This window comes from Pseudarthrobacter lactosi (assembly GCF_055412785.1).
The window spans coordinates 26397-53013 of sequence record NZ_JBVAYS010000002.1; the positions used below are offsets into that span (position 1 = coordinate 26397).

Annotated in this window: 26 protein-coding genes; 16 read left to right on the forward strand and 10 right to left on the reverse strand. The window is 65.0% G+C overall.

Annotation, left to right across the window (positions count from 1 at the left end; all coding sequences use genetic code 11):
• Nucleotides 1–158: 158 nt before the first annotated feature.
• The 3 genes from ACZY0Q_RS10045 (at nucleotide 159) to ACZY0Q_RS10055 (ending at nucleotide 4162) form a co-directional block, all read left to right on the forward strand.
• Complete coding sequence (locus ACZY0Q_RS10045) at nucleotides 159–1232, forward strand: lipid II:glycine glycyltransferase FemX (RefSeq protein ID WP_463916347.1); 1074 nt, start codon at nucleotides 159–161, stop codon at nucleotides 1230–1232.
• Between the two features lie 86 nt (nucleotides 1233–1318).
• Nucleotides 1319–2635 carry a peptidoglycan bridge formation glycyltransferase FemA/FemB family protein gene (locus ACZY0Q_RS10050; protein ID WP_463916350.1) on the forward strand — a complete coding sequence of 439 codons (1317 nt, stop codon included), beginning with the start codon at nucleotides 1319–1321 and terminating at the stop codon, nucleotides 2633–2635.
• Nucleotides 2636–2674: 39 nt separating this feature from the next.
• Complete coding sequence (locus tag ACZY0Q_RS10055; protein WP_463916352.1) at nucleotides 2675–4162, forward strand: threonine/serine exporter family protein; 1488 nt, start codon at nucleotides 2675–2677, stop codon at nucleotides 4160–4162.
• A 71-nt stretch (nucleotides 4163–4233) separates the two neighbouring features.
• On the opposite strand, the gene ACZY0Q_RS10060 is transcribed toward ACZY0Q_RS10055, so the two are convergent.
• Together ACZY0Q_RS10060 and ACZY0Q_RS10065 are read right to left on the reverse strand one after the other, a co-directional pair.
• Nucleotides 4234–5073, reverse strand: coding sequence for a siderophore-interacting protein (locus ACZY0Q_RS10060; RefSeq protein ID WP_463916355.1), 840 nt, complete (start codon nucleotides 5071–5073; stop codon nucleotides 4234–4236).
• A gap of 14 nt (nucleotides 5074–5087) precedes the next feature.
• Nucleotides 5088–5858: a uracil-DNA glycosylase gene (locus tag ACZY0Q_RS10065; protein WP_463916357.1), complete on the reverse strand. Its 771-nt coding sequence runs from the start codon at nucleotides 5856–5858 to the stop codon at nucleotides 5088–5090.
• A gap of 133 nt (nucleotides 5859–5991) precedes the next feature.
• Between ACZY0Q_RS10065 and ACZY0Q_RS10070 the strand changes: the two genes are divergently transcribed.
• The 7 genes from ACZY0Q_RS10070 (at nucleotide 5992) to ACZY0Q_RS10100 (ending at nucleotide 12447) form a co-directional block, all read left to right on the forward strand.
• Nucleotides 5992–6321 carry a DUF3263 domain-containing protein gene (locus ACZY0Q_RS10070; protein WP_463916358.1) on the forward strand — a complete coding sequence of 110 codons (330 nt, stop codon included), beginning with the start codon at nucleotides 5992–5994 and terminating at the stop codon, nucleotides 6319–6321.
• A 51-nt stretch (nucleotides 6322–6372) separates the two neighbouring features.
• Nucleotides 6373–6990, forward strand: coding sequence for a LytR C-terminal domain-containing protein (locus ACZY0Q_RS10075; protein WP_463916360.1), 618 nt, complete (start codon nucleotides 6373–6375; stop codon nucleotides 6988–6990).
• A gap of 158 nt (nucleotides 6991–7148) precedes the next feature.
• On the forward strand, nucleotides 7149–7355 hold the full coding sequence (locus tag ACZY0Q_RS10080; protein WP_141139551.1) for a cold-shock protein: 207 nt from the start codon (nucleotides 7149–7151) through the stop codon (nucleotides 7353–7355).
• Nucleotides 7356–7366: 11 nt separating this feature from the next.
• On the forward strand, nucleotides 7367–8632 hold the full coding sequence (locus ACZY0Q_RS10085) for an ABC transporter substrate-binding protein (RefSeq protein WP_463916363.1): 1266 nt from the start codon (nucleotides 7367–7369) through the stop codon (nucleotides 8630–8632).
• 290 nt (nucleotides 8633–8922) lie between these two features.
• Nucleotides 8923–10560: a chaperonin GroEL gene (gene groL / locus ACZY0Q_RS10090; protein WP_463916365.1), complete on the forward strand. Its 1638-nt coding sequence runs from the start codon at nucleotides 8923–8925 to the stop codon at nucleotides 10558–10560.
• Nucleotides 10561–11126: 566 nt separating this feature from the next.
• On the forward strand, nucleotides 11127–11804 hold the full coding sequence (locus tag ACZY0Q_RS10095; protein WP_463916367.1) for a reverse transcriptase domain-containing protein: 678 nt from the start codon (nucleotides 11127–11129) through the stop codon (nucleotides 11802–11804).
• On the forward strand, nucleotides 11764–12447 hold the full coding sequence (locus ACZY0Q_RS10100; protein ID WP_463916369.1) for a group II intron maturase-specific domain-containing protein: 684 nt from the start codon (nucleotides 11764–11766) through the stop codon (nucleotides 12445–12447). The genes ACZY0Q_RS10095 and ACZY0Q_RS10100 overlap by 41 nt, the downstream gene beginning before the upstream one ends.
• Before the next feature lie 115 nt (nucleotides 12448–12562).
• Here ACZY0Q_RS10100 and ACZY0Q_RS10105 read toward each other — a convergent pair whose 3' ends face one another.
• The gene (locus tag ACZY0Q_RS10105) at nucleotides 12563–13873 is read right to left on the reverse strand and encodes an ABC transporter substrate-binding protein (protein ID WP_463916372.1); all 1311 of its coding nucleotides are present in this window, start codon (nucleotides 13871–13873) and stop codon (nucleotides 12563–12565) included.
• Nucleotides 13874–14084: 211 nt separating this feature from the next.
• Here ACZY0Q_RS10105 and ACZY0Q_RS10110 point away from each other — a divergent pair, with 211 nt between their 5' ends.
• On the forward strand, nucleotides 14085–15143 hold the full coding sequence (locus tag ACZY0Q_RS10110) for an RNase H family protein (RefSeq protein WP_463916374.1): 1059 nt from the start codon (nucleotides 14085–14087) through the stop codon (nucleotides 15141–15143).
• A 20-nt stretch (nucleotides 15144–15163) separates the two neighbouring features.
• On the opposite strand, the gene ACZY0Q_RS10115 is transcribed toward ACZY0Q_RS10110, so the two are convergent.
• The 4 genes from ACZY0Q_RS10115 to ACZY0Q_RS10130 form a co-directional block, all read right to left on the reverse strand.
• On the reverse strand, nucleotides 15164–15451 hold the full coding sequence (locus ACZY0Q_RS10115; RefSeq protein ID WP_058932786.1) for a WXG100 family type VII secretion target: 288 nt from the start codon (nucleotides 15449–15451) through the stop codon (nucleotides 15164–15166).
• Between the two features lie 109 nt (nucleotides 15452–15560).
• Complete coding sequence (locus ACZY0Q_RS10120; protein ID WP_463916376.1) at nucleotides 15561–17108, reverse strand: sensor histidine kinase; 1548 nt, start codon at nucleotides 17106–17108, stop codon at nucleotides 15561–15563.
• Between the two features lie 2 nt (nucleotides 17109–17110).
• The gene (locus ACZY0Q_RS10125) at nucleotides 17111–17824 is read right to left on the reverse strand and encodes a response regulator transcription factor (protein ID WP_463916378.1); all 714 of its coding nucleotides are present in this window, start codon (nucleotides 17822–17824) and stop codon (nucleotides 17111–17113) included.
• 75 nt (nucleotides 17825–17899) lie between these two features.
• Nucleotides 17900–18400, reverse strand: coding sequence for a DUF427 domain-containing protein (locus ACZY0Q_RS10130; protein WP_463916380.1), 501 nt, complete (start codon nucleotides 18398–18400; stop codon nucleotides 17900–17902).
• Nucleotides 18401–18578: 178 nt separating this feature from the next.
• Between ACZY0Q_RS10130 and ACZY0Q_RS10135 the strand changes: the two genes are divergently transcribed.
• Nucleotides 18579–18836, forward strand: a complete 258-nt coding sequence (locus ACZY0Q_RS10135) for a hypothetical protein (protein WP_252564055.1) — start codon at nucleotides 18579–18581, stop codon at nucleotides 18834–18836.
• The gene (locus ACZY0Q_RS10140) at nucleotides 18833–19711 is read left to right on the forward strand and encodes an FHA domain-containing protein (RefSeq protein WP_463916382.1); all 879 of its coding nucleotides are present in this window, start codon (nucleotides 18833–18835) and stop codon (nucleotides 19709–19711) included. The genes ACZY0Q_RS10135 and ACZY0Q_RS10140 overlap by 4 nt, the downstream gene beginning before the upstream one ends.
• 6 nt (nucleotides 19712–19717) lie before the next feature.
• Here the strand turns inward: ACZY0Q_RS10140 and ACZY0Q_RS10145 are convergent, their stop codons facing one another.
• The 3 genes from ACZY0Q_RS10145 to ACZY0Q_RS10155 are packed head-to-tail and all read right to left on the reverse strand — an operon-like array spanning nucleotide 19718 to nucleotide 24117.
• Nucleotides 19718–21364 carry a DNA repair helicase XPB gene (locus tag ACZY0Q_RS10145; protein ID WP_463916383.1) on the reverse strand — a complete coding sequence of 549 codons (1647 nt, stop codon included), beginning with the start codon at nucleotides 21362–21364 and terminating at the stop codon, nucleotides 19718–19720.
• 13 nt (nucleotides 21365–21377) lie between these two features.
• Nucleotides 21378–23873 (reverse strand): helicase-associated domain-containing protein, encoded by a 2496-nt coding sequence (locus tag ACZY0Q_RS10150; RefSeq protein WP_463916385.1) that lies wholly within the window; start codon nucleotides 23871–23873, stop codon nucleotides 21378–21380.
• A gap of 10 nt (nucleotides 23874–23883) precedes the next feature.
• Nucleotides 23884–24117, reverse strand: a complete 234-nt coding sequence (locus ACZY0Q_RS10155) for a hypothetical protein (protein WP_252564047.1) — start codon at nucleotides 24115–24117, stop codon at nucleotides 23884–23886.
• Nucleotides 24118–24265: 148 nt separating this feature from the next.
• Between ACZY0Q_RS10155 and ACZY0Q_RS10160 the strand changes: the two genes are divergently transcribed.
• The 3 genes from ACZY0Q_RS10160 to ACZY0Q_RS10170 are packed head-to-tail and all read left to right on the forward strand — an operon-like array spanning nucleotide 24266 to nucleotide 26583.
• The gene (locus ACZY0Q_RS10160; RefSeq protein ID WP_056347308.1) at nucleotides 24266–24649 is read left to right on the forward strand and encodes a cold-shock protein; all 384 of its coding nucleotides are present in this window, start codon (nucleotides 24266–24268) and stop codon (nucleotides 24647–24649) included.
• Between the two features lie 9 nt (nucleotides 24650–24658).
• Nucleotides 24659–25204 (forward strand): DUF3027 domain-containing protein, encoded by a 546-nt coding sequence (locus tag ACZY0Q_RS10165; protein ID WP_463916388.1) that lies wholly within the window; start codon nucleotides 24659–24661, stop codon nucleotides 25202–25204.
• Nucleotides 25205–25248: 44 nt separating this feature from the next.
• Nucleotides 25249–26583: an MFS transporter gene (locus ACZY0Q_RS10170; protein WP_463916390.1), complete on the forward strand. Its 1335-nt coding sequence runs from the start codon at nucleotides 25249–25251 to the stop codon at nucleotides 26581–26583.
• The last annotated feature ends 34 nt before the right edge of the window (nucleotides 26584–26617 follow it).

Below are 26617 nucleotides of genomic sequence, written 5' to 3' on the forward strand. Positions count from 1 at the left end.
ACGGTATCCGGCAGCATGCTCCCCACCGTCCCCCTAGCCTCGCAAGCTCGGCCAGGGAACCCTGACGGCGTGGGCCCAGCGGATGCCGGGGACCTGCCGCCGTGACCGGAGGCTTTAGACTTGTGGCTACGCAACCCCTGAGATTGGACACGTCCGCCTTGCGAGAATTCACCGCCCGCTTTGCCACAGCGGAGGAAATTGAGAACTGGGACAAGCACGTCACGGCCAACCCGAACGGCGGCAACATGCTGCAGTCCGCCGCCTACGCGTCCGTGAAGAACGGCAGAGGCTGGGCCGCCCGCTTCCTGGTCCTGGAGTCTGCCGGGACCGCCAGCTACAACCTGGTGCTGGAGAAAAAATTCCCTGTGCTGGGCCGCCTGTGGTACCTGATCAAGGGCCCTGACCTGGGTGGCGTCGAGGACCTCAAGCCGGTGTTGGACGCGTGCGCTGCATTTGCCCGGAGCCGGAAGCTCAACGTCTTCACCATCAAGATCGAACCTGACGTTGTGTCCACCCCGGAAGCCGGGGCGCGGCTCGCCGCCGCCGGCCTGGTGAAGGCCCCGAACATCCAATCCAATGACTCCACCGCGTTGCTGGACATCGCTGCACCGGAGAACCAGGTCTTCCGGTCCATCTCCTCCCGCGCCCGCAACGCGATCCGCCGGGCAGAGCGCGAAGGCTGCGCAGTGGTGCAGCCGGAGCCGGGTCCGGAAACGTACCGGGCGCTGTATGACCTGATGGCGGACACCGTCAACGCCAAGGGCTCCATGCCGTTGCGCAGCCTCGAGTACTACACACGGTTCTGGGACGAATTCTGCACCCGCGGCCAAGGCAGCTTCTTCTTTGTTTATGAGGACGGCAAACCCAGCGTGGGCGCCTTTGTGATCAACTACGGATCCAAGGCGACCTACAAGGACGGCGGCTCCACCCAGAACAGGAAGCAGTACGGCGATTCGCACCTGGTCCAGTGGCAGGCCATCCGGAGAATGCAGGAACTCGGCTGTACCGAGTACGACTTCTGCGGCACACCGCCGTCCGCCCTGATCAAGGACAAGACCCACCACCTGTACGGCATGGGCATGTTCAAGACCAGCTTCACGAAGACGGTCACGGACTTCGTCGGCTGCTACGACTACGTGCTGTCGCCCGTCAAACATGCCCTGTGGGTCAAGGGTGCGGAACGGATCTTCCGCCGGCTCGAAACCGCACGCACCGGCCAGCAGTTCTACTGACAGCCCGCCAGCCACGCTCACCATCCACACCACGAAGGCCAGCGTCTGCCCCAGGCGGCAGCGCGGCCATAGATGAGGTTACTTCTGTGAATCCCACCAAGGCCGGAGCCGGCCTCGAGCTCAGCGTCCTCAGCGATGCCGAGTTTGAGTCCTTCTCCCTCAAGCACGCGCAAAACAACTTCATCCAGTCCGCTGACTTCACCCGCTTCCAGCGCGCCCGCGGCCAGGCGGTGGAACTGTTCGGTGTCAGGCGCGACGGCGATCTGGTCGCCGCCGGGAAGCTGAACTACACCACCAACCGCTGGGGCTACAAGGTGTGCGAGTGCGCCAAGGGCCCCCTCCTGGACTACACGGACGCCGCCCTGGTGCGTGACGTCGTCGGGCTCCTCAAGGAACGTGCCGCGGAACGCAATGCAGCCGAACTGCGGATTTCCCCGAACCTGACCTACATCGCCCGCGACGCCGACGGCGCCGAACACCCCGAGGTCGTGGACAACAGGCCGCTGGTGGCGGACCTGGCGGCCCTGGGTCTTGAACACCAGGGCTCGGACATGAACTTCGCCAACGTCAACTGGATGTTCATCAAGCAACTCGACGGCATCAAAGACGCCGAGGAGCTCATCATGGGCACCAGCTACCGGACCCGGAAGGCCATCCGCAAGGCTGAAAAGAACGGCGTGTTCCTTGAACAGGCCACCTTGGAGACCCTTGACGAGTTCTACGACGCGCTGAGTACCGCCGGTGACGAAAAGGGCTTCTTCTACCGGGAACGCGAATACTACGAACAGCTCCTGCGGACCACCTCGGCCGAGTTCACGAAACTCATGATGGCCAAGATCGACATCCCCGCATACCGGAAGTCCATCACCGAACGTTTGGAAGCGGAAACCGCGTCCGCCGCCGAACTGCGCCGTGAGGTCGAAGAGACCGGCAGCAAAAAGAAAGCCAACCGGCTCAAGGTGGTCCAGGACCTCGTGGACAGCTACGAGCGCAGCCTCAAGGACATCGAGCGGTTCCCGGACTCGGTAGGAGTGGCAACGGTGGCCGCCATCCACTTCGTCTGTTTCGGTGACGAGGTGGTCTGCGTCATTGGTGGCACCAAGCAGGACTACATCTACTTCAACGGCGCCACCTCGCTGTATTGGGGGATGCTGCTGCATGCCCTGGACAAGGGCTACTCGCGCTACAACTTCTACGGCACCTTCGGCATCCAAGGGCAGGACGAGGAAGGCCATGGCGGTTACGAGTTCAAGAAGGGCTTCGGCGGCGATGTGGTCCAGCTGCTGGGGGACTTCGTGACGCCTGTGCGGCGGGTAGCCTTCCAGGCCAACCGCCTGGTCCGTGCTGCCATCGCTGCAGCCCGCACCCTGCTGGGCAAACTGCCGCTGAAACGCCAGGCCTAACACCAACCCACGAAGTGCAAGAGAGGGATCAGCACCAAGGTGACCGATCGACCTGAAAACCCCCGGAGCAGGCCTCCCACCAACGCCTTGCCCAAAACAGAGCCGCTTACAGCGTCCCAGCTCCGCCAGGACGCTGCGGCCAAGAAGATGCTGCGGCGACTGGTCCGGGGGGAGAACCCGCCGACGGCGCCGATGAGCATTGTGGACAGGCTCGCCGGAAGCCCCTACGCCAACCCCATGATCCAGGTGAGCGGCGTGGACACTTCCGCACGCAAGACCCTGGACTTTGCCCTTCACCTGGCCGAGACCATGTTCCGGTACGGCGCAGGCGCCTTGGAAGTGGAGACGAGCATCATTGCCGTCACCGCGGCGCTGGGGCTGAAAAACATCGAAGTGGACATCACCAACCAGTCGGTGGGCATCAACTACGCGCCCAAGGACCAGACGCCCATCGCGCTGCTTCGCGTAGTGCGGTCCTGGACAAACAACTATGCCGGGCTGGCCAAAGTACACAGGCTGGTCACGGACATCGTGGCCGGAGGAGTGGGCCGCGATGAGGCGATCCGCCGGCTGGACGAGGCCATCACCAGCCCCAAACCGTTCCCACGCTGGATGGTCACCGTAGCCTTCGGCGTGTTCGCGGCAGTCTTTGTGGGCGTGCTCGGCGGAGGGCCGGTGTCCTCGGGCATCGCCTTCGTTGCCAACATCGGCGTCAGCCTGCTCGCCCGCCAGTTGGGCCGGTGGCGGGTTCCGGACTTCTTCACGACGGCGGCATGCGCCTTCGCTGTTACGCTCACCGCGTTGCTGTTGTGGCGGTTTGAGCTCACCAATGCGCCGGCGATTGTGGTGGTGGGAGGCATCCTCCTGCTCCTGCCCACCGGACGCCTCGTATCCTCGGTCCAGGACGCCATCAACGGCTTCCCTGTGACCGCAGCGGGCCGGTTCCTGTCCACGTTGCTGACGTTCGGCGCGATTGTGGCCGGGATCGCGGTGGCCTTTGTGATGGGTTCGATGACCGGGATGGAGCCGATCAGTGTCACGGAGACGTTCCCGCCTGCCTACGACCTCTGGGTTCTGGTGATCTTTATCGCCGTGGCAGTGATGGCCATCGGCGTGACGGAGCAGACATCGTGGGAGTTGCTGCTGCCTACCGCGGGCGTGGGCGTGGTGGGCTATTTTGTGCTTCTGGGTGCCGGGTCCCTCGGCGTCGGTGACCGGTTCTCCCCGGCGCTCGCCGCGGTCGTCATTGGGCTGCTGGCGCGGGTGGTGGCGCTGAAGATGGGCGCACCCCAGCTGGTGGTGGCCGTCCCGGCCGCCCTGATCCTGCTGCCCGGGCTGACCATTTTCCGGTCCATGTATGTGCTGACCATCGAGGAAGCCGATGTCCTCCTCGGCGCTGGCGGCATGCTCAATGCCGGCGCGATAGTCCTGGGAACTGCGGCCGGCATTGTCCTCGGCGACACCCTGGCCCGGCCGTTGACGCGCAGCCTGGCCAGCAATGAGCGGCGGCGCGCGCGCCGCCGCTAGCTAGCGCCGGCGTCGGAAAATTTCGGTCAGCTCTTCCCTGCCCAGATCTTCCCTAGTCAGCTCTTGCCTGCTCAGATCTTCCCTACGGGGAGTTTCTTCTCGGCCTGGAAGTCGTCCTCCACCCGGCCCTGGGCCCAGTAGCCGGACAGCGAAACCTGGCTCCGTTCAAGGCCGCGCTGGGCGAAGAGCACCTCCCGCAGACCCTTCATGTAGCCACGCTCGCCGTGGGCGAAAACGTCGACCCGCCCAGCGGGCCACTCGGCGCCAGCCACCGCTGAGATCAGGAGGTCCCCGACGCCGGCCGGCGCGCCGTTGCGGCGCAGCCAGGTCACCTGGACCCCCGCCGGGGACGCGACGGGCTGGATGTCGGCGTCGCTGTCCACCTCGATAAATGCCAGGCCGGCCGCTTCAGCGGGCAACGATTCGATGGCGGCGGCGATCGCCGGAAGTGCGGCTTCATCGCCGGCAAAGAGGTACCAGTCAGCGTCGGGCGCCGGGTTGTAGGCACCGCCCGGCCCGGTGAAGGTGAAGGTGTCGCCAGGCCTGGCAGCAGCCGCCCACGGACCGGCCAGCCCCTCGTCGCCGTGGATCACAAAATCGATGGCGAGTTCCTGCGCCTCGAGGTCCACCCAGCGGACCGTGTACGTGCGGGTGAAGGGCCACTGCTCGCGGGGCATGGTTTCGCGGATGGTCCACAGGTCCAAAGGCCGGGCATAGTCAACGCCGGGCTGCGGGAAGACAATCTTGACGTAGCGGTCCACGAAACTGTTGTTCACGTAGGCGGCAAAACCCTTGCCGCCGGCCACGATCCTGACCATGTGGGGCGAGAGTTGTTCCCGCCGAATGACCGTGAGATCGATCTGCGGACGTGTATTTTTTGTGGCGCTGGTGGCGGCCGGAACAGTGCTCATAAGGTAACCCTAAGCTAAGGGACCGGGGGGAGTTCCCAGGTTACGCCAGGGCAGCCCTGGTCCTGCAGCAGCCGGTTGATGGTGCTGAAGGGGTGGGAGCCGAAGAATCCGCGCGACGCCGACAAGGGGCTGGGGTGGGCGCTGGACACAACCGCCGCATCGGACAGAAGGGGCCGGACACTCTCCGCGTCCTTGCCCCACAGCACCGCCACCAACGGCGCCGGCCCGCCGTCGGAGGTGCGCCGGCTGGCCACCGCGGTGACTGCCGCCGTCGTGATGGCTTCCCAGCCTTTGCCCCGGTGGGAGCCGGCAGCCCCGGCACGGACGCTCATGACCCGGTTCAGCAGCAGGACCCCTTGGCCGGCCCAGGCGGACAGGTCGCCGTGGACGCGCGCGGGAAGGCCAAGATCGGCCTCCAGCTCGCGGTAGATATTCGCCAGGCTCCGCGGGATGGGGCGGGTCCGCCCGTCAACGGCGAAGGACAGGCCGATCGCGTGGCCCGGCGTCGGGTAGGGGTCCTGGCCCACTACCAGGACTTTGACGCCAGCCAGCGGCTGCCGGAACGCGCGCAGAACGTTCGACGGCGCCGGCAGCACCTGGTGCCCCGCGGCAACTTCGGTGGCCAGGAAGTTCAGGACACCGCGCAGCTCAGCCTCAACCGGCCCCAGCGCCTCCGCCCAGTCAGCCGCCATCAGCTCACCGAGCGGCAAAGCGGCCATCTCTGCGAAGCCAACGTCCTCCGCCGGGTCCGCCGTCAGTTCGAACAGCGCGTCAGAATCAAACACGCTCCCATTCTCGCAGGGTTACCGGCCACTCCAGCCGGGGCGCAAATGACATCGGTGTTATTCACGCCGTAACATGGGGAGGAGATTTTGAAACCCAACCGGTGATTCAGCAAGACCAGCGAAGGGGTGTGCCGTGGCGGAACCTGCTCGGGAGCACGTGCCGGAGCCAGAGGAGCGCAGCTCTTTGCTGGCGGATTTTACGCTCCGTGACTCAGCTTTGATCGAGCGCGACCAGCAGATGCTGGCACTGGAGCGGCAATGGTGGAAGTACGCGGGGGCCAAGGAACAGGCCATCAGGGAGCTGTTCGACCTGTCCGCGACCCACTACTACCAGCTGCTCAACGCCCTCATTGACACCGAGGCCGCACTGGCCCACGACCCCATGCTGGTTAAGAGATTGCGTAGACTACGTACGTCGCGTCACCGGGCACGCACTGCACGACGCCTGGGTTCCGACGCCTGACCACGCTCGTGCTGAGCCATCAGCAGCAATCAACAAGGACGTCTCCCCACCATGACCAAATACGCTCGGGATGAATTCGACAAGGTTCCGGAGTCCGCCTCGCGGCAGGGCGTCCACCGTGCGGCCTCGGGGCCTGCCCGCCGCAAGCTGTGGCCCATCCTTGCTGTGGGGATTGTGGCATTGGCCATCGGAGTGGTGTCCTTCCTGATCCTTCCCAAGCTCGGGTTCACCCAGGCCGGCAGCGAAGCCTCCACCAGCCTGGAATCAACAGCAGCGCCCGAGGCAAGCGCGGCTCCGTCAGTCACCGCTGAATCTTCCGCGGACCCGGAACCCTCTAAGAGCCCGGACGCCGAGCCCAGCGCTTCGCCCACAAACGTTCCCTCCGCGGCGGTGCTGGACAAGACCCAGGGCGTTGCCATCTACAACGCGGCCGGCACGGCCGGGCTCGCCGGACGCATCAGCTCGATGGTCCAGACCGATGGCTGGACGCTGGGCCAGGTAGGAAACTGGGGCGGCGCTCCGCAGAAGGCATCGGCAATCTTCTATGCAGGCCCGGCGCAGAAAGCCAACGCAGAAGCAGTCTCCAAACTCCTGAACATTCCCACGATGGTGGAGACCCAGGAATTCCAGGTGCCCTTGGTTGTTGTCTTGGGGCCGGGCTACCAGTAGCGCCTCGCGGTCACGCCTGAATAACTTTTGGGCACCGGAGCGGCCGTGTGGCTCGGCCCGCCGGATGGCTTGTCGATAGAGTGATTTCAGGCTTCGGTCCGTAACAAGCGGCACAATTCCGACGGGGACCGACGGCACGACGGAAAAGAGCGGACATCATGGCATTGGGAACGGTTAAGTGGTTCAACGCCGAAAAGGGCTACGGCTTTATTACGGTGGACGGCTCCGGGGACGATGTCTTTGTGCACTGGTCGGCCATTGAAGGCGAAGGTTACCGGGCCCTGGATGAAGGCCAGCGCGTCGAACTTGAGGTTGGCGAAGGCGAGAAAGGCCCCCAGGCAGAAAACGTCCGGCCCGCTCAGTGATTTCCCGCAGCTTGAGCTCAACAATCATCCGCACAACTACAGGAGCGGCACTCCTGCTGGCCCTGGCTGGCTGCGGCGTGGCAGGCGGCAACGTCCGCGTTGAATCCGCTGAAGCATCCGGCGACGGCACGCTGCGCATCGGGCTGATCCAGGACAGCGCAGGGAAGCAGGCCTTCCTCAACGACTCGCAGCTCGCTGCGGCCCAACTGGCCATCAAGGAAATCAATGCGGCCGGAGGTCACAAAGGCAGGCCTGTTGATCTGGTGGTGGGCGCCGGCGATGGCGCCGAAGCCCAGGCCAGAAATCTTGCCTCAGCCAAAGTTGATGCGGTGATCGGACCGACCGATTCGAGCCACGCCGCCGCCGCCATCGACGTCCTCTCGGCTGCGCGCGTCCCGCTGGTCTCGCCGGCCAACTCCGCTGCCGGCCTGTCCCGCTACAAGAGCGGCGGCTATTACTTCAGGACGGCGGCTGCGGACGTCGCCCAGGCATCGGTGCTGGTGAAGCTTGCCAAGGACGGCGGCGCCAAGAGCCTTGCCGTGGTCCATCAGGACTCCAGCTACGGAAAAGACGTAGCCGCCGCGGTGGCCAGCGCCGCCAAGAACGCCGGCCTGGACACCGTCTCCACCACCGCCTTCAAGCCCGGCGACGCCGGAAACGCGGCTGCCGCTGCCAAGGCCGCCACGCCGGACGCGGTAGTGCTGATCGCCAGGGACGACGCCCAGGGCGCCCTCGCAGAGCTCAACAACGCAGGGCTCTCGGGCAAGAGCATCATCCTGAGCGACGGCGCCTTCGCCCAGTACGGTTCGGGGCTGGGATCCAAAGCCCTCGACGGCGCCCGTGCCGTGGCACCGGGTCTGTTGCCGTCCGCGGACTTCCAAGCCCGTCTCGTGGCGGTCAACCCTGCACTCAAAGACCTTTCGTTCGCAGCAGAGACCTACGACGCCGTGAACCTCGCGGCCCTGGCGGCAGCGAAGGCTGACGACGACGCCGGCCGCTCCATCGCCGCCAACCTGATCGCCGTGTCCGGCGGGACAGCAGGCGGGCAGCCCGCCGCGCAGGCCTCTGGGCCGGCCACCAAACCGTGCCTGTCCTACTCCGAGTGCCTCACGGTCCTGAAAACCGGGGCGGGAATTAATTACGACGGCGAATCGGGGCCGGTTGCCTTCGACGCCAACGGTGACATCACGACGGCCAATTACATGGTGTTCACCTACGGCGCAGACAACAGGGCGGTGCTCACCGGCCGTGAGACTGCAGGCCGGGCCGCAAGCTGATCGCCGGTGGCGAACGGTCCGCTGTGACGGCGCGATGTGCGAGGTCTTTCGCTTGCACTCTCACCTAGGGAGTGCTAATTATTGAGTTAGCACTCTTACGCACCGACTGCTAAAGCAACGTCCGGTTTTCCGGCAGCGAAGCTTGGCGGCGGTCGTGGAGCGAGAGAAATACCTAGCTGGAGTGAGATCCCCAGCCGCGGCATACAGAGGCCGCCGGTGAAGGATCGTCCGTCGCGGGCACTGCAGTGAGGTTCATTCTTAACGACTGTCCCGAAAGGACTACTGCCGTTATGGCCAAGATCATTGCATTTGATGAAGAGGCACGCCGCGGTCTTGAGCGGGGCCTGAACATCCTCGCCGACGCCGTCAAGGTCACCCTCGGCCCGCGTGGACGCAACGTCGTCCTCGAAAAGAAGTGGGGCGCCCCCACGATCACCAACGATGGTGTTTCCATCGCCAAGGAGATCGAGCTGGACGACCCTTACGAAAAGATCGGCGCCGAGCTGGTCAAGGAAGTTGCCAAGAAGACGGATGACGTCGCTGGCGACGGCACCACCACGGCTACCGTGCTGGCGCAGGCCCTGGTCAAGGAAGGCCTGCGCAACGTCGCGGCCGGCGCTGACCCGCTGTCCCTCAAGCGCGGTATCGAGAAGGCCGTAGCGGCCGTCACGGTTGAGCTGCTGGCCTCCGCCAAGGAAATCGAAACCAAGGAAGAGATTGCGGCTACTGCCTCCATCTCTGCCGGTGACGACGAAATTGGCGCCCTGATCGCTGAAGCCCTCGACAAGGTGGGCAAAGAAGGCGTCATCACCGTCGAGGAGTCCAACACCTTCGGCCTGGAGCTCGAGCTCACCGAAGGCATGCGCTTCGACAAGGGTTACATCTCCGCTTACTTCGTAACCGATACTGAGCGCCAGGAAACGGTCCTTGAGGACCCGTACATCCTGATCGTGAACTCCAAGATCTCCAACGTCAAGGAACTGGTTGCTGTCCTGGAAAAGGTCATGCAGTCCAACAAGCCGCTGCTGATCATTGCCGAGGACATCGAGGGCGAGGCCCTGGCCACCCTGATCGTCAACAAGATCCGTGGCACCTTCAAGTCTGTTGCCGTCAAGGCTCCGGGCTTCGGCGACCGCCGCAAGGCCCAGCTGGCCGACATCGCTGTACTCACCGGTGGCCAGGTCATCGCCGAGGAAGTCGGACTCAAGCTGGAGACCGCCGGTCTGGAACTCCTGGGACGCGCCCGCAAGGTTGTTGTCACCAAGGATGAGACCACCATCGTTGAAGGTGCCGGCGACGCCGACCAGATCGCTGGCCGCGTTTCCCAGATCCGTGCCGAGATCGAAAACTCCGATTCGGACTACGACCGCGAGAAGCTGCAGGAACGCCTGGCCAAGCTGGCCGGCGGCGTTGCAGTCATCAAGGCCGGTGCCGCAACCGAAGTTGAGCTCAAGGAACGCAAGCACCGCATTGAGGACGCTGTCCGCAACGCGAAGGCTGCTGTTGAAGAGGGCATCGTCGCCGGCGGCGGCGTTGCACTGATCCAGGCCGGCGCCAAGGCGTTCGCGAACCTGAACCTCACAGGTGACGAAGCAACCGGTGCGAACATCGTCCGCGTTGCCATCGACGCCCCGCTGAAGCAGATCGCTTTCAACGCCGGCCTCGAGCCTGGCGTTGTTGTCGACAAGGTCCGCGGCCTGCCTGCAGGCCACGGCCTGAACGCAGCAACCGGCGAATACGTCGACCTGCTGGCTGCCGGCATCAACGACCCGGTAAAGGTAACCCGCTCTGCCCTGCAGAACGCGGCTTCCATTGCCGGTCTGTTCCTCACCACCGAGGCCGTTGTGGCTGACAAGCCGGAGAAGAACGCTCCGGCCATGGGTGGCGGCGACGACATGGGCGGTATGGGCGGTATGGGCGGCTTCTAGTCCCCAACCCCCGGACTACGTTCCGCGCAAACCATAATGCGGCCCCCTCCACTGGAGGGGGCCGCATTTGTTGTACGCCCAGCATGGGCATTCGCTTGGAGGTGGAAGTCCTCTGAAGGAGAAGGTGGTTTAACTTCTAGCCAATGGCAACTGCGTCATCGTGAGGTGGGGTGGGAAGGAAGCCGGAGGCAAATCCCTGCACCGAGGGACACGAACCGCATAGAAGGCATGTTGGTCGGGGTAAGCCAGCAACAGATGGTGAAGCCCGTTCCACCGAAACGGTCAGTGTGTAAATGCGGCGGCGGCAGGGGGAAAGTGAATGTTCTTATCTGGGGAGGTCTGTCCCAGTGCGTCATCCGGTTTACCGGGTGGAGCGGTGCGGCCTTAAGGGTCGCCACTGATGGGGCAGAAGTCAGCCGAAGCCATAGTACCGGCGGGAGTCACGCGTGATTGCCGGGAAGGGCTGAACGCTGGGAATTGATGGTTTGAAGCGGTGCTTCTCGTGTGTTCCACAAGAATCGCAGCCAACCCACGGGAGTGGTGGGACAGAGAGTGAGGAGCGAACGGTGAATCCGGGATGGCCCCTGTCTGTGCGTAGTGAGGACCCGGCGGGTATCGGGGAGAACATCAGGGATCGTCAGGACCTCTGGGAGGAAGTCTTCTCCCGGCGGAATCTGATGATCGCGTTGAAACGTGTTGAGCGTAACCGGGGTGCTGCCGGTGCTGACGGGCTGCGCACGGAGGAACTCCGTTCGTGGTGCTTAGGACACTGGACAGAAACCCGGGAGGCGTTGGACGCGGGTACTTATGCTCCGCTGCCGGTTCGTCAGGTGATGATTCCCAAACCTGACGGCGGGGAGCGGAAGCTGGGAGTACCGTCCGTGCTGGATCGGTTGATCCAGCAGGCAGTCGCGCAAGTCCTGTCCCCGGTCTTTGATCCGGGGTTCGTGCCCGTCTCGTACGGGTTTCGGCCGGGCAGAAGCGCCCACGATGCGGTGAAGGTCGCCCGAACGGTGATTTCACAGGGGTATCGGTGGGTGGTTGAGGTTGATCTGGATGCGTTCTTTGACCGGGTGAACCACGACGCGCTGATGGCCAGGGTTGCGCGGAAAGTGAAAGACAAGCGGCTCTTGAAGCTGATTCGGCGCTATCTTGAAGCGGGGATCATGGCCGACGGAGGAGGGAACCCCGCAGGGGTCACCCTTGTCGCCGTTGCTGTCGAACATCATGTTGGACGATTTTGATCAGGAGTTCTGGGGTCGGGGTCACCGCTTCGTGCGGTATGCCGATGACATCAGGGTCTTTGTGAAGTCCAAGAGGGCCGCGGAACGGGTGCTGGAACAAAGCACGAAAGTGCTGGAAAAGGACCTGAAGTTGAGGGTCAACCGGGAGAAGTCCACGATCAATCCGGCAAACGTAGCTACATTGCTGGGTTTCGGGTTCTACTTCGTCAAGGGCGGGGTGAAGATCCGGATCGCTCCGAAGGCTTTTAAACGCATGAAGGACCGCATCAGGGAACTGACATCGCGCAAATGGAGTATCTCCATGGCTGACCGCATCCAACAACTGAACCGCTACGTTCGCGGCTGGATGGGCTATTTCCGGCTGTCACAGACACCGAAGAAGTTCGCTGCCCTCGATAAATGGTTCAGGCGCAGGATGCGCCAAATCCGCTGGAAGGAATGGAAACTCCCGCGAACACGGGTGGCAAATCTGCGGCGCCTTGGGATCAGGCCGGATCTGGCCTATCAATGGGGCAACAGCAGCCGAGCTTACTGGCGGGTCGCGAAGTCGCCCATTCTTCACAGGGCCCTGCCAGCCGAGTATTGGGCAGGGAACGGACTCATTTTCTTTGGCGCTGCGTGGGATCGCTTTCAAACGACCTAGCGAACCGCCGTATGCGAGGCCCGCACGTACGGTGGTGTGAGAGGTGGGTCGGGAAACCCGACCCACCTACTCGATTTTTGCCGGGCCGATAACCCTGTGTCGGCGCCTGGCTCCGTTACTTGCGGGCCGTGGCCAGCATTCCTTCGACTTCCTTCTTGAACGCTTCGGCGGCCACCTGCGGAGTCATCCGGTCGTACAGGACTTCATCGGTGAACCGCTTGATGACGTTCTGGACGCTGCCGGCACCCACCGGCGGGACGGCAGGCGCGTCGGCGATGTCCGGCGCAATGTCCTTCAGGAAGGCCACCACTGTGGTGTCTGCCGGCTTGAGGGCCGGGGTGATGCCCTCGACGATCTCAGCGTTGCTGGGGACTCCGCGGTCTGTCATGAGGATGGCGCCTGCCGCGGGGCTGTTGGCCAGGTAGTTGATAAAGGTTGCGGCTGCTTCGGGGTGCTTGGACCGGGAGGACGCGGACCAGAACATGGTGGGCTTGTAGTACATGCCGTTGTCCGCAGTCTTCCCGTCGGTGCTGGGGGCGCGGAGCATCTTGATGCTGCTGCCCGTGGTGGTTTCCAGCGATCCCAGCTGGTTGGTCCACCACCAGGCCATGCCCACCCGGTTGGTGCCGAACAGACTTTCCTCAAGCCCTGCGCCGGAGTCCTCGGTGGCGACAGAAGCTGGCGGACTTGCCTTGGAATCGCGCTGTTCCTTCAGCCGCTCCCAGAACGCAGCGGCCGTAGCGGTGTCGAAATCCAGTTTCCCGTCCTGGGAGTAGAGGTTCTCGCCGTGCTGCCGAAGCCAAATGATGAGGTCCGCCTCGTTGGTGCCATACGCTGCGCCGTAGCTTTTCCCGTCACCCGCCGCGCTGAGTTTAGCGGCGGTATCCATGAAGTCGTCCCAGGTCCAGGTGGAGTCGTCGGGGACAGGGACGTTTGCTGCCTCGAAGACCTTGGTGTTCGCCATGATGACGTAGGCGTTCTTCCCGGTGCTCAACCCGTACTGTGCGTCGTCGTACTGGCCGGAGGCCAGAGATTCCTTGTCCAGCTTGGAGGTGTCGATCGGGCCCTGTTTGGACAGGTCCAGAAGCGCACCGCGGCCACCGTACTCGGCGATGTATTTCTGGTCCATCTGGATCACATCTGGTGCGTCATTGGCAGCCGTGGTGGTGGCCAGTTTGTCCCAGTAGCTGGCCCATTCGCCCGGCTCGGATTCGATCTTGATGTTGGGATGTTCGGCCTCGAACGCGTCGATGACTTTCTCTGTTTGCGCGTTGAGGTACTCGTTGCCCCACCAGGCGAACCGCAGGGTGACTTCGCTGTTTTCGCTGGAACCGCGGGGTGCGCCGCAGCCCGTGGCGAGCAGTGAGACAGCGACGGCGACTGCGCCGAACTGGAATCTCCTGCGGCTGATGGCCTGAATCTTCATTGATGTGCCTTCCTCAAAGGGGTGGAGGTCCACCCCACGCGGGGTCCCGTGGCGGCATCGGTGCCGATAGGGAAGCTTCGACTGAGAAAGCGCTTTCTCGGTCAGGATTCCGATTCTGCCGCGCTTCGACTTCTGCGTCAAGACTTTTCGGTAAGCGGTTTCCCACTCGCTGGCTGAACCGGTTGTCGGCGGTGTCTGGCAGGATGGTTCCGTGACAATTACTGCAGCGGCCGACGGTTCGGCTTTAGGAAATCCCGGCCCGGCCGGTTGGGCCTGGTATGTGAACGACGACTGCTGGCGCGCCGGGGGATGGCCGCACGGCACCAACAACCAGGGCGAGCTGATGGCCGTCCTTGATCTGTTCCGTGCCACGGCGCACGTCCCGGAGGAGGACCTGAGGGTCCTGTGCGACAGCCAGTACGTGATCAACTCCATCACCAAATGGATGCCGGGCTGGAAACGCAAGGGCTGGCGGAAGGCCGACGGCAAACCGGTCCTGAACGTGGAGCTGCTTAAGGAACTGGACCGGGAGATCGCCGGCCGGAAGTACACCTTCGAATGGGTCAAGGGCCACGCAGGCCACGACCTCAATGAAGCAGCCGATGTCCGCGCGCGTGCCGCCGCCACCGCGTACCAGCAGGGTGTGGCAGCGCGGTCCGGCCCAGGCTTCGCGGGAGCCCCGGAAGCGGTTGGCCCAGCAGTTGACAGCCGGGTTGCCGTCAGCTCCGGGAAAGGCCCTGTACTGGCCAGCCCCGACACCGTCACGGCAGCCAGCCTGCAGGCAGCCACCACAGCTGGCGGTGCTGGCTCCGGCGGTCAGGGCTCGTACGGCCAGGACCTCTTTAGTCAAGACCCCGACGACGAGCCGGATCTCTTCAGCGAACTGGCGAGCGAATCCTTCGTCCCGGCGGAGTCCGCCGGGGCTGAGATGGGCCCCGAGGCGATCGTCGAGGCCCTGGAACGCGAATTGTCCGGCCCCGACATCCGTGGCGACATCGGCCGTACCGGCGTCCTCCTCCACCCCGATTTTATGGAAATCGGAACGTCGGGCAGAGTCTGGACCCGTGACGCCACGATGATGGCGCTCGAAGAGGAACCGGCCCAGCACACTGAACTGGAGATCCTGGGTGCGGACCGCATCGGCACCAGCGCGATACTGCTGACGTGCCGAAGCTACTCGCGCTCAGGCACGGCTCTCCATAGCTCACTGTGGGTCTTGGACGGCAACAGATGGCGGCTCCGGTTCCGCCAGGGAACGCCGGAGGCCTAGAGGGCAATTCGGCCACGGACTCAGCTGAAGCGCTGGGTGTTGCCCTGCTCGGCCTGGGCGTAGGTGGACGCTGCCGATGCCAGCGCCATGTTGATGGATGCCAGCGACGCCTCCACCTTGCCCTGCGTGAGTGTCCACTCGGTCACCAGGGCCTGGAAGTTGTTGGCAGCCGAGCCCCGCCAGGTGGACTGCAGTTCGTCCAGGCCGCGCTTCATGGTCTGGACGTCCGAGCTGATCCGGTCCACGGTTGCCTTGACGTTGGCCGACTTGAGCTGAAGGAGTTCGGTGTCGACGGAAATGATGCTCATGGCTTGCTGCCTCTCGAAGTAGTGGGACAGCATCTGCTGCCCGCCCGGCTGCTCCGGGCCACTACAGCGAGCCTACGGACGGACACTGCCCCCACGCCACGCTCCCTGGCTATATGTGGATAACCTTGCCGTCTCCGTGGCCGCCGTCCAGAGGATCGCCATCCTGCTCGGCCGAACGGCCCGAAGGCGCTTCCACCAGGTGCTCATCGCCGGCGGGAGCATCGCTGGTGGCGTCGTCCCTGAGAGGCAGGCTGACCACCAAGGTAGCCCCACCGCCGTCGGTCGTTTCCACCCTGACGGACCCGCCGTGCGATCCCACGATGGCAGCCACAATCGCGAGCCCCAGGCCGCTGCCGCCGGTTTCACGCGTGCGGGACGTGTCCGCCCGGTAGAAACGCTCGAACACCTTGGACGCATCCTCTTCCGAGATGCCAGGGCCGTGGTCCCGGACCTCGATCACGGCGAGCCGCTGCCCGCCGTCGGAGGTCCGGACCCCGACGCCGAGTTCGATCGGGCTGCCGTCCGGGGTGTAGCGCAAGGCGTTCCCGACGAGGTTCCCCACGACCTGTCGCAGTTTTGCTTCGTCACCGAGCACCGGGGCGGGTGCGGCCCGATCGTCACCAAGGCCGGTGAGGGAGACGGGACGGGAGCGGTCGCTTGCCTGCGTGTCCACCACCGCATCGTGGGCGATCAGCTGCAGGTCAACCGGCTTTTGCTGGAGCGGGCGCTGTTCGTCCAGGCGCGCCAGCAGGAGGAGGTCCTCCACCATTGAACCCATCCGTTTGGCTTCACTTTCGATCCGCCCCATGGCCGTGGCCACGTCCTCGTTGGTGGCCAGCGCGCCATGGCGGTAGAGCTCGGAGAAACCCCTGATGGTCACGAGGGGGGTACGCAGTTCGTGGGAGGCGTCGGCTGCGAACCGGCGCATTCTGCCTTCGGAGGCTGTCCTGGCGGCGAAGGCCGTCTCGATGTGTGCCAGCATGGCGTTCAGCGAGCTGCCGAGCCGCCCCACCTCGGTGCCGGGATTCTCGACTTCCACACGCCGGGAAAGGTCGCCGGCGGCGATCGCCGCCGCGGTCTTTTCCACCTTGGCCAGTGGCCGGAACGACCGGGACACGGTCCAACTGGCGATCAGTGAGGCCAGCAGCAGGGTGAGCAGGCCGACGCCGGTGACCACCAGGGTGGCGTGCTTGAGGACATCGTCGACGCTTTGCAGTGGCAAGCCGATGACAACAACGGCGGGTTGGCCGACATAGAGCACGTTCACCGCGACCACCCGCCAGTTGTGGCCGTCCGTGCCGTGCACCTGGTAAGGACGAGCGCCCCTGTCCTGGGCGTCCTGAACGGAGATGGTTGAGATGTCCGGGCGCTCATCCGGATCGCCGCCCAACAGCTGGGGGTCCTCACCGGGGGTGTAGAGGATCAGTGAGTAGTCGGTGGGTACCATCGGGTTGGGTGCCTGCAGCTGGGTGAACGAGCGCTGCTTGCTGGCGAGCTCCACGGCCGCGATCAGCTTGTCATCCACCTGTCCCTGGAGGTAGCTGTGCAGCAATGTGAGGGTGCCGGCGCCCGTCGCGGTCAGCGCAACAATCAGCAGTGCCATGATCATGGCCACCAGCTGGGACCTCAGCGAGGCCGATTTCCACCGCTGCAGCAAGGTCAGCGCTTCTCTGCCGTCCGGAGCACGTAGCCGACTCCGCGTTTGGTCTGGATCAGGGCCGGTGCGTCCGGATCAATGTCCACCTTGCGCCGGAGGTAGGAGATGTAGGACTCCACAATCGAGGCGTCGCCGTTGAAGTTGTACTCCCAGACGTGGTCAAGGATCTGGGATTTCGACAGCACCCTGTTCGGGTTCAGCATCAGGTACCGGAGGAGCTTGAATTCCGTGGGGGACAGTTCAATCACAGTGCCGCCGCGGCGTACCTCGTGGGCGTCGTCGTCGAGCTCCAGATCGTCTACGCGGATCACCGCATCGTCGTCGTCGAGCAGGGGCTGCGTGCGGCGCAGGACAGCGCGGATGCGGGCCACTACCTCGTCGAGGCTGAACGGCTTGGTGACGTAATCATCCCCGCCTACCGTGAGGCCGGTGACCTTGTCTTCGGTGTCGTCCTTCGCCGTGAGGAACAGGACCGGGAAGTGCTTGCCCGACGCCCGCAGCTTGCGGGTGACGGTGAAGCCGTCCATGTCCGGCAGCATCACGTCCAGTACCGCGAGATCGGGCGCGTGGAGCTCGGCGGCGGCCAACGCGTCACGGCCGTTGGCGGCAGAGACCACCTCGAAGCCTGCGAAGCGAAGCGAGGTGGACAGCAGCTCGCGGATGTTGGGTTCGTCATCAACAACTAGCAGCTTGGCTTCTGGGCCGATCTTCTTCATGTTCCCATCATGCTCCCAGAATCTGTGAGTTTTCTGGATGTTCACTGTGCTTTGCGGGGGAGGCTGGAGGCCTTATCACCAGCCGAGCGTACCCGGGCCGCCTTTGAATGGCCCCACCACCTTGCCGGTGATCCAGCCTCCGTAAAAGCCGCCTTCCTGCGGGCGCACCCTTTCGCCGTCAATCTCACACCGGTCCATCCGGCCGGGGTAAAGAGCGACGCGGCCAGCAAGAATCTCAAACCCCGAGGCCGGCGTGGGGTAGTACCAGCCCGCTTCTTCCGCCACTGTCCCGCCGGAGCGGACGGTGAGGTACTTAGCCGTGCCCTTGAACTCGCAGAAACTGTTTCCGGGCGCCGGCTCCAGCATGCCCGGGCTGAACGCGGAACGGAGCAGGTAGTAGACCGGCGGGTGGCTTGTCTCCAACACCCGGACCGAGTCCGTCGTGTCCAGGATCAGTAGACCGCCCAGGAAGATCCGGACCCTTTCCTGACTTCGTTCAACGCCGGGCGGGCGTGGGTAGTCCCATACCGATTCCTGGCCGGGGAGGGGAACAACCCGCTTGATTTTTTTCTTCACTCTTCCAGTGTGGCAGGCGCCGTCGGGAACGTATTTGCAGTCCGGAACGTTCACGGCCTTTGGGTTCCCAGGTGGGGGGGCGCGGGAATATAGTGGGGCTATTGGCCCCGCCAGGGCCTACTTCCCGCTTCAAATCAGTGCCTCACAGCTTCACTGCCGCTTAAGGGGAACAACCACCATGACTGACTTCGACACGTCCGACAGCACCGCAACCACCGACCGCAGCATTCGGGACTGGGCCGACCTGGCGGAGGAGATGTGGTCTTATCTCACGGGCAAGGGCGCTGCCATCAATTACCAGTTCGTCGATATGACCGTAGAAGTTCCCCGGGACATCGGCCCCGATGCTCCGCGCGCGACTTGGAAGCTCAACGGCAGTCTGCGCGTGACCACCAGCGACAAGGATGCCCCAGGTTCCGACCAGAACGGCGCATGACTCCCATGTCCGGTTATCTGTTGGACATGAATCTGGACTTCTCTTACCAGGACGAATCCGGTTCCGTCACCCGCGGCAGTGCGAAGGCCGCGGGCACGGCGGTCAGCATCACCGTCGATGGCCTGGATGCGTTCCGCACCGGAGCAGTGCCTTCCCTGGACGAGATCCGGCCCCTGGCCAAAATGCTTGCCGACAAGGGACTGAGCGTGACCGTCAACGGGCCGGACGGTAGCATCGTCAGCCTGGGCGCGGTCAGCAGCCCGGCAGCCCAGCGGCTGGTCACCCGGTCCCCGCATATCAAACTGGGAAGGCTCGGCGCCCTTGTCCCCCTGATGCGGCGGGGCAAACGCCCGTCCCAGGTGTTCTCGCTGCTGCCTCCCGAGACCCCGCTGCCTCTGATGCCTATGGTCAGACGGAAGATCACGCGCCGCATAACAACCACGCATCACACCCGTGGCAGTGGGCGGCCCAGACTGATCTTCGTGCAGGACGCAGACCATTGGACGGGCCAGATCCCACGGGAGGTGACCCTGGACCAGGAGACCTTCAGCATCGGCACCGATCCTGCCTCGGACTTGCAGCTCACCGGCCTGGATCCGTTGCACGCAGAGATCCGGCACGACGAGAATGACGAGTACATTCTGGTACCGCGCGGTCCCGTAAGCGGCAGTGTCAGCACATCCGGTCCCTCCGTGCTCCGCACCGGCGCCAGGATTCAGCTGGGCCAGTGGTGCGTTGCCTTCTTCCGGGAGGAGTTTGCCGATCACGGCAGGCCGTTCGGGGGCCGCAGCGGCGGCGAGCTGGCCTACCAGCGGCCCCAGTTTGATCCGCGTACCGGCACGACCGAACGTGACGGCTCACAGGGCATCACCTGAGCGGTCCTAGCCGGGCTGATCTACATCCTTGGCGTCCATGATCCGGTAGGCATACCCCTGCTCTGCCAGGAAGCGCTGCCGCTTCGCCGCGAAATCCTGGTCCAGGGTGTCCCGGGCCACCAACGAGTAGAAGCGGGCCGCCCGGCCGTCCTTCTTCGGGCGCAGCAGCCGGCCCAGCCGTTGGGCTTCCTCCTGCCGCGACCCAAAAGAACCGGAGACCTGGATGGCCACAGAGGCCTCCGGCAGGTCGATGGAGAAGTTGGCCACCTTGGACACCACCAGGGTGTGCACGTCGCCGGCGCGGAAGGCATCGAAGAGCTTTTGCCGTTCCTTGACCGAGGTGTCGCCCTTGATGACGGGAGCCTGCAGGCGCTCGCCGATCTCGTCCAGCTGGTCAATGTATTGCCCGATCACCAGCAGTTGCTCGCCCTGGTGCCGGGCCACCAGCTGTTCCACAATCAGGGTCTTGGACTCGGACGTGGCGCACAGCCGGTACTTGTCCGCGTCCTCGGCCATGGCATAGGCCACTCGTTCGTCCCGGGGAAGGTCAATCCGGACCTCCACGCAGTCCGCGGGGGCGATGTAGCCCTGCGCCTCGATGTCCTTCCAGGGAGCGTCGTACCGCTTGGGTCCGATGAGGCTGAAGACCTCGCCTTCGCGGCCGTCCTCGCGGACCAGGGTGGCGGTGAGGCCAAGCCGGCGGCGGGCCTGCAGGTCCGCGGTCATCCGGAAGATCGGCGCCGGCAGGAGGTGGACTTCGTCATAGATGATCAGGCCCCAGTCGTGGCCGTCCAGGAGTTCCAGGTGCGCGTACAGGCCGCCGCGTTTGGTGGTGAGGACCTGGTAGGTGGCGATGGTGACCGGTCGGACCTCCTTGACCGAGCCCGAGTACTCGCCGATTTCATCCTCCGTCAGGGACGTCCGCTTGAGGAGCTCGTCCTTCCACTGCCGGGCGGCCACCGTGTTGGTGACCAGGATGAGGGTGGTGGTGGAGCTCGTGGCCATGGCCGCGGCACCCACCAGCGTCTTCCCGGCCCCACAGGGCAGCACCACCACGCCGCTGCCGCCGGCCCAGAAATTCTCGGTGGCGAGCTGCTGGTACGGACGGAGCTTCCAGCCGTCCTCATTCAGGGCGATCAGGTGCGGCGTCCCGTCCACGTAGCCGGCCAGGTCCTCCGCCGGCCACCCGATCTTCAGCAGCAGCTGCTTGAGCTGGCCGCGCTGTGAGGAATGGACCACAATGGTTTCGCCGTCGATCCGCGGCCCCAGCAGGGGCTGGATTTTCTTGGCCCGGATGACCTCTTCCAACACCGGGTAGTCGTCCGTGCGCATCACCAGGCCGTGCTGCGGGTCCTTCTCCAGCCGCAGCCGCCCGTACCGTGACATGGTCTCTTCGACGTCGATCAGCAGCGAATGCGGCACCGGGAACCGTGAGTATTTGAGCAGGGTGTCCAGGACCTTCTCCGCGTCCAGGCCGGCGGCGCGTGCGTTCCACAGGCCCAGGGGCGTCAGGCGGTAGCTGTGCATGTGCTCCGGAGCGCGCTCCAGTTCGGCGAAGGGGGCGATGGCGTGGCGCGCCTCGGTGGCCAGTTCGTGGTCCACTTCGAGCAGGATGGTTTTGTCACTTTGGACGATCAGCGGGCCGTCGTTCACGCGGGGGAGTCCTTCACTGGCGCAGTTCTTCTGCGGCCTCAATGTCGATAATGCGGTGGATGGAGAGCACGCGCTCGGTTTCCTTGGCAGGATCGAAGACCCTGACGCGTCCGCCGTTTACGGAGAGGGGAACAACTGTCTCCAGGCAGGAATTCCCCTGGCTGTCCACCACGTTCATGCTCACGCGCTGCTTGAGCCGGATAGCCCGCTGCAGGGTCTCCAGCCCAAGCTGGGTAGCAGCTTCGCCGGACCCAGGCGCGGCGCCCACGTGGTTTCCGTTTCCGGAGGCGTCAGCGCGCCTGTTCCGCAGGACGGCCAGCTGCGCGGCGACGTCGTCCTCGGCGGGCGCGGTCCGCGGCGCCGTGTAGACGGGACGGGCACTGCCCGGAATGCTTGTGGTGCGGCGGAGCCGGACCACGCCGGGCTCGGTCTGATCCACCGACGGCGAGAGGCCCAGCCCGCGCAGGACCTGCGCTGTTTCCCGCGGCGGAGCAGTGGAGATCAGCACTGTCGGCGCAATCCGGGCCAGCCCCAGGCCGGCGGCCCTGGACTCCGCCGCCAGCTCCAGCACTGTTGCCTCATCATCGCTTTGGATAAAGCTGGCGGCCGTTCCCACCCGGAGCCGGCCGTGCCGGGACGCGGTGTCCTCCACCAGGTATTCCAAGGGCTGGGGCACTGCCGTGGCCGAGTGCTCACGCAGGAACTCCAGCAGGCTCGATGCGTCATGACCGGCGTCCAACGCCCGGCGAACCGAGTTGGCGGAGAACCTGTAGATCGTGGCGGGCCCCTGCCCCTCGGCGTCGGCCATCACCAGCAGCTTTTCGGCCAGCTCCGGAGCCAGATAACCGGGGGCAACTGCGGTCAGGTCCGCCTGGAGCAGGACGTGGTTCAGTGCCGCAGGCAGGTGCTCGCCCAGAATGCCCAGGGCCTCGTCCGGGTTGTCTTCGGCAATGGCGCTGCCCAGCTGGCTCAACGCACCGGAGCCGATCAGTCCCAGCAGCTCCGCTTCCGCCAGGACACCCCTGATCAGGGAACTGAACCGGCGGGCCATCCGCGGCTGCGTCCATTCAGCCCGCTGGAGCACTGCCACGGCATCGAGGACCGGCGCCGTGCCGTCGGCAGCGGCTGCCTCCTGTGTGAGCTCCTCCAGAATTTCCAGGATCCGTTTCCTGACCACCGGGGCGTCCGGCCGCTGCGCTTCCGCTGAAAGGGCATTGACGGTGTTCCCGGCCACGGCGCGGTGCGGGGCGGGAACGCCGCCGGGACCGGTAATGGGCTGACCCACGAGTGAGGGTACACGCTCGCTGGCGAGCCAGGCGTTGACCAGCCACAGCCACTGCTCCTGGCGTGGGAGGGACAGCCACTCCAGCTGCGGGGGCTGCACCCAGGAGGATGAGTCCACGTCAAGGCGCAACAGGCCGGAGAGGGCGCTGATCTCCAGCAGGAGGCCGGCCCGGTGCTGGTCGATGCGCAGTGTCTCGGCCAGCCGTTTCATTTCCCGGACGCCTACGCCGCCGCTGCGCAGCGTGGCCAGCGGCTGTTCGCGGACGGCGTGGAGGAGATCACCCACCAGCCGGAGGGTTTCAGCGATGGCGCCCAGCGCCGCGATCCGACGAAGCGCAGCGGTGGTGCTGCCCAGCTCCGGAACCGGCGGGGAAAGGGAGAAGTCATTGATGATGGCACCGCCGCGAAGGGACAGCCCCACGCTGTGCGGCAGTTCCACGTGCGCGGCGTCCAGGGGGACCAGCAGGCCACGGGCCAGGAGCCAGTCCACGGGCCCGACGTCGGCGCCCTGGTTCGAGACCGAGGCTTTCCGTTGCGCCTGGGGGACGGCACCCATGGCCCAGTTACGGAATTTGGCGAGCAGCGCCGTCGTGCGTTCCGGGGCTCCGGCCAGTGCCTCGCTGAGTGCCTCGGGCGAGGATGTCCAGTGCTGCAGCGCCAGGGCTGCCTCCATGGGGGTGGTGGCGTTCTGGATGGAGACGCCGCTGCGGTGCAGCTCGGCAACGAGCTGGACTACCCGCTGGGCAAACGCGGGCTGAAGCCTGACCAGCTCGGTGTAGCTGCGCCCCAGCCCCGCAGGATAGATTCCCACCACGTCCTTGAGGCATCCCACCGGCAGGTAGTAGCGCTGCCGGTGGCCCGAAACCGCCGTTCCATGCGGCGGCTCGGCCCGGTGCACCAAAGCCAGTTCCTGGAGCGAGGCCAGGATGCGTTCCAGTGCCGCCACCGTGGATCCGGCAATGAGTTTGCGGAGGCCCGCCGCCGATGCGCTGTGTTCAGTGTCCGTGTTGGTGCACAGATGCAGGGTTTCCAGCACCTGCATCTGCGGCCTGTTCAACCGTTCGAGCGCGCGCTGGACGCTGACCCGCGCACTTGCCCGGGCGGCCAGGGCTGAAAAGTCAGGAACCGCGGGGGACATAAGGTCCGGCCGCGCTGCGAAGAGCGCCCGCAACGAGTCATCGCTGCGTGCTTCCAGTTCTTTGCTGAGCGCGCGGATAAGGGACATCAGTCCAACGTTACCGCCCGCTGGACTTTCCTGCCCGGCGCCGGCCGGCCACGCTGTCCAGCACCAGGAAGAGCATCAGCAGGAACGCCACAGGCAACCCGTACAGGGCGGTGGCGGTGACCCAAGCCGGAGCAGCGGAGCCTGCGAAGGCCAGCGCCATGACTGCGCCCACCGCCACGAGGGAAAGCATGGCAACAACCGCTGCGCAGATCATCAGTGGGCGCCGGTATCGCGAGGGTGTCATGCAGGTAACGCTAACAGCCGGGCGACCGGTAACCTTGTGGAACAGACCAACACGGTCCGTTGCTGTCATACCCTGAACCCGCACATCAGTGCGGATGCGGTGGCTGCCGGCCGTGTCAGAAGACGTCAGAACGAAGAAGGTTGATTACGTGCCTACCGGCAAGGTCAAGTGGTATGACAAGGAAAAAGGTTTCGGATTCCTCGCAGGCGAGGACGGCCAGGAAGTCTTCCTGCCCAAATCGTCGCTGCCCGAAGGCATCACGGAGCTGAAGGCAGGCACACGCGTTGAGTTCGGCGTTGCCGACGGACGCAAGGGTGCACAGGCCCTGGGCTTGCGCGTCCTGGACAAAACGCCGTCCATCGCCAAGGCCAAGCGGCCCAGTGCCCGGGACCTCGCCCCGCTTGTCCAGGACCTGGTCAGCGTGCTGGACAACCTCTCCGGAACCCTGTCCGCGGGCAAGTACCCGGAAGGCAACAAGGGCAAGGCCATCGCGGCTGCCCTGCGTAAGGTTGCCGACGAGCTGGACGTTTAGGTCTTGGCCATGAACGCGGAAGCTGAACAGCCGGACACCACGGCACCGGAGACGCTGGGCGCCAAAGCCGAAGCCACGCGCCGTACCGGCGTGCCCGTGTGGCGGACCGGCAAGCCGGACGCCTTCCTCGCTGCTGCCGTTGGCGAGGCGCGGACAGCCATCGAAGGCATCGCGGCAGCGTCGGACATCGGCGCGCACCTGGCTGCCAAGAGTGAGGGCGACCGCCTGGTCACCCACCTCTTCGAATCAAAAATGGCCGGCTACCACGGCTGGCAGTGGTATGCCGTCCTGACCAGGAACTCCCGCTCCAAGGTGGTCACGGTCAGCGAGCTTGGCCTCCTGCCATCGGAGGATTCCATCCTTTCCCCGGAGTGGGTGCCGTGGGCCGAGCGTGTCCGCCCCGAGGATGCGCAGGCGGCAGAGGAAGAGGAGCCGCGCGCTGCTGTTGCTTTCGCTTCGGAGCCGGACGCTTCGCCGGCCGAGGCTGACGCTCCGGGGTCCGAAGGCCAGGACGAAGAATCCGAAGACGACGAGCCTGCCGGCGAGGCTGACTAGCAGTTGAAAATGCGCAGGGTTGAGAACCAAGAAGGCCGGCGCTGATGTCCACCTTCAAATCCCTGCACATCGTCAACTACCGGATCTGGTTCATCGGCGCGCTGGTTTCCAACATCGGAACCTGGATGCAGCGGACGGCCCAGGACTGGCTGGTGTTTGACCACCTCACCGATCACGACGCCGGAGCCATGGGCATCACCATGGCACTGCAGTTGGGGCCGCAGCTTTTCCTGGCGCCCGTTGCCGGATTGGTCGCTGACCGGTACAGCCGCCGGCAGCTGCTGATCATGACGCAGTCAATGATGGCCCTCCTCAGCACCGGCCTGGGTATCCTGGTGGTGCTCGGCGCCGGCCAGCTGTGGCACGTCTACGGCTTTGCGCTGCTGCTGGGCATGGTCTCCGCGCTCGACGCCCCGGTTCGCCAGACCTTCGTTTCTGAACTCGTGCGGGACGACTACCTGCCCAACGCCGTAGCCCTGAACAGCGCCTCCTTCAACGTGGCCCGGATGATCGGGCCCGCGGTGGCAGGGATCCTGACCGTGGCGGTGGGCCCCGGCTGGGTATTCCTGATCAATACCGCCACGTTCCTGGCCATGCTCCTGAGCCTGTGGAAGATCCCGACGGCGTCCTTACGGCAGCTTCCCCGGGCGGCCCCGGGCAAGGGCCGCATCAGGGAAGGGCTGCGCTACGTCCGGTTCCGGCCGGACATTCTGGTGGTCCTCGTTGCCGTGTTCATTGTGGGCACACTCGGGCTTAACTTCGTGCTGTTTATCGCCGCGATGGTGGGCACGGAATTCGGGCTGGACGCCAGCGCCTTCGGGCTCATGAATTCCATCATGGCCATCGGTTCCGTGGCGGGCGCCCTCCTCTCCGCCGGCCGCGGCAAGCCCCGCCTGCGGATGATCTTCGGCGCGGCGGCTGCCTTTGGCGTGACGGCGGGGCTGGCCGCGCTTGCCCCGAACTACTTCTGGTTCGGCGTCGCGCTGGTGCCGGTGGGACTGTTCGCGATCACCATGATGACCAGCGCCAACGGCTACGTCCAGACCACCACCGATCCCGTCATGCGGGGCAGGGTTATGGCCCTCTACATGGCCATCTTTATGGGCGGCACCCCCATCGGTGCGCCGTTGGTGGGATGGGTGGCCAACGTCGCCGGCCCCCGGTGGTCGCTTTCGGTGGCGGCCGCCTCCGGGATCATCGCCGCCGTGATCGGAATGATCTGGATCATCCGCGCCCAGCAGCTCCGGCTCACCTTCAACCGGCGCGCCCGCGGCCTGAGGTACTTCGGCGTCGTGTCGCATCTGGGCGTCCAACAACCGTGGGACAACGCAGACGGCGCCGCCCGGGATGAAAACCCGGACGACGCCGTCGGACGCTGAAGCCGTCACGTCACCACAAAACAGCGCGAACGTA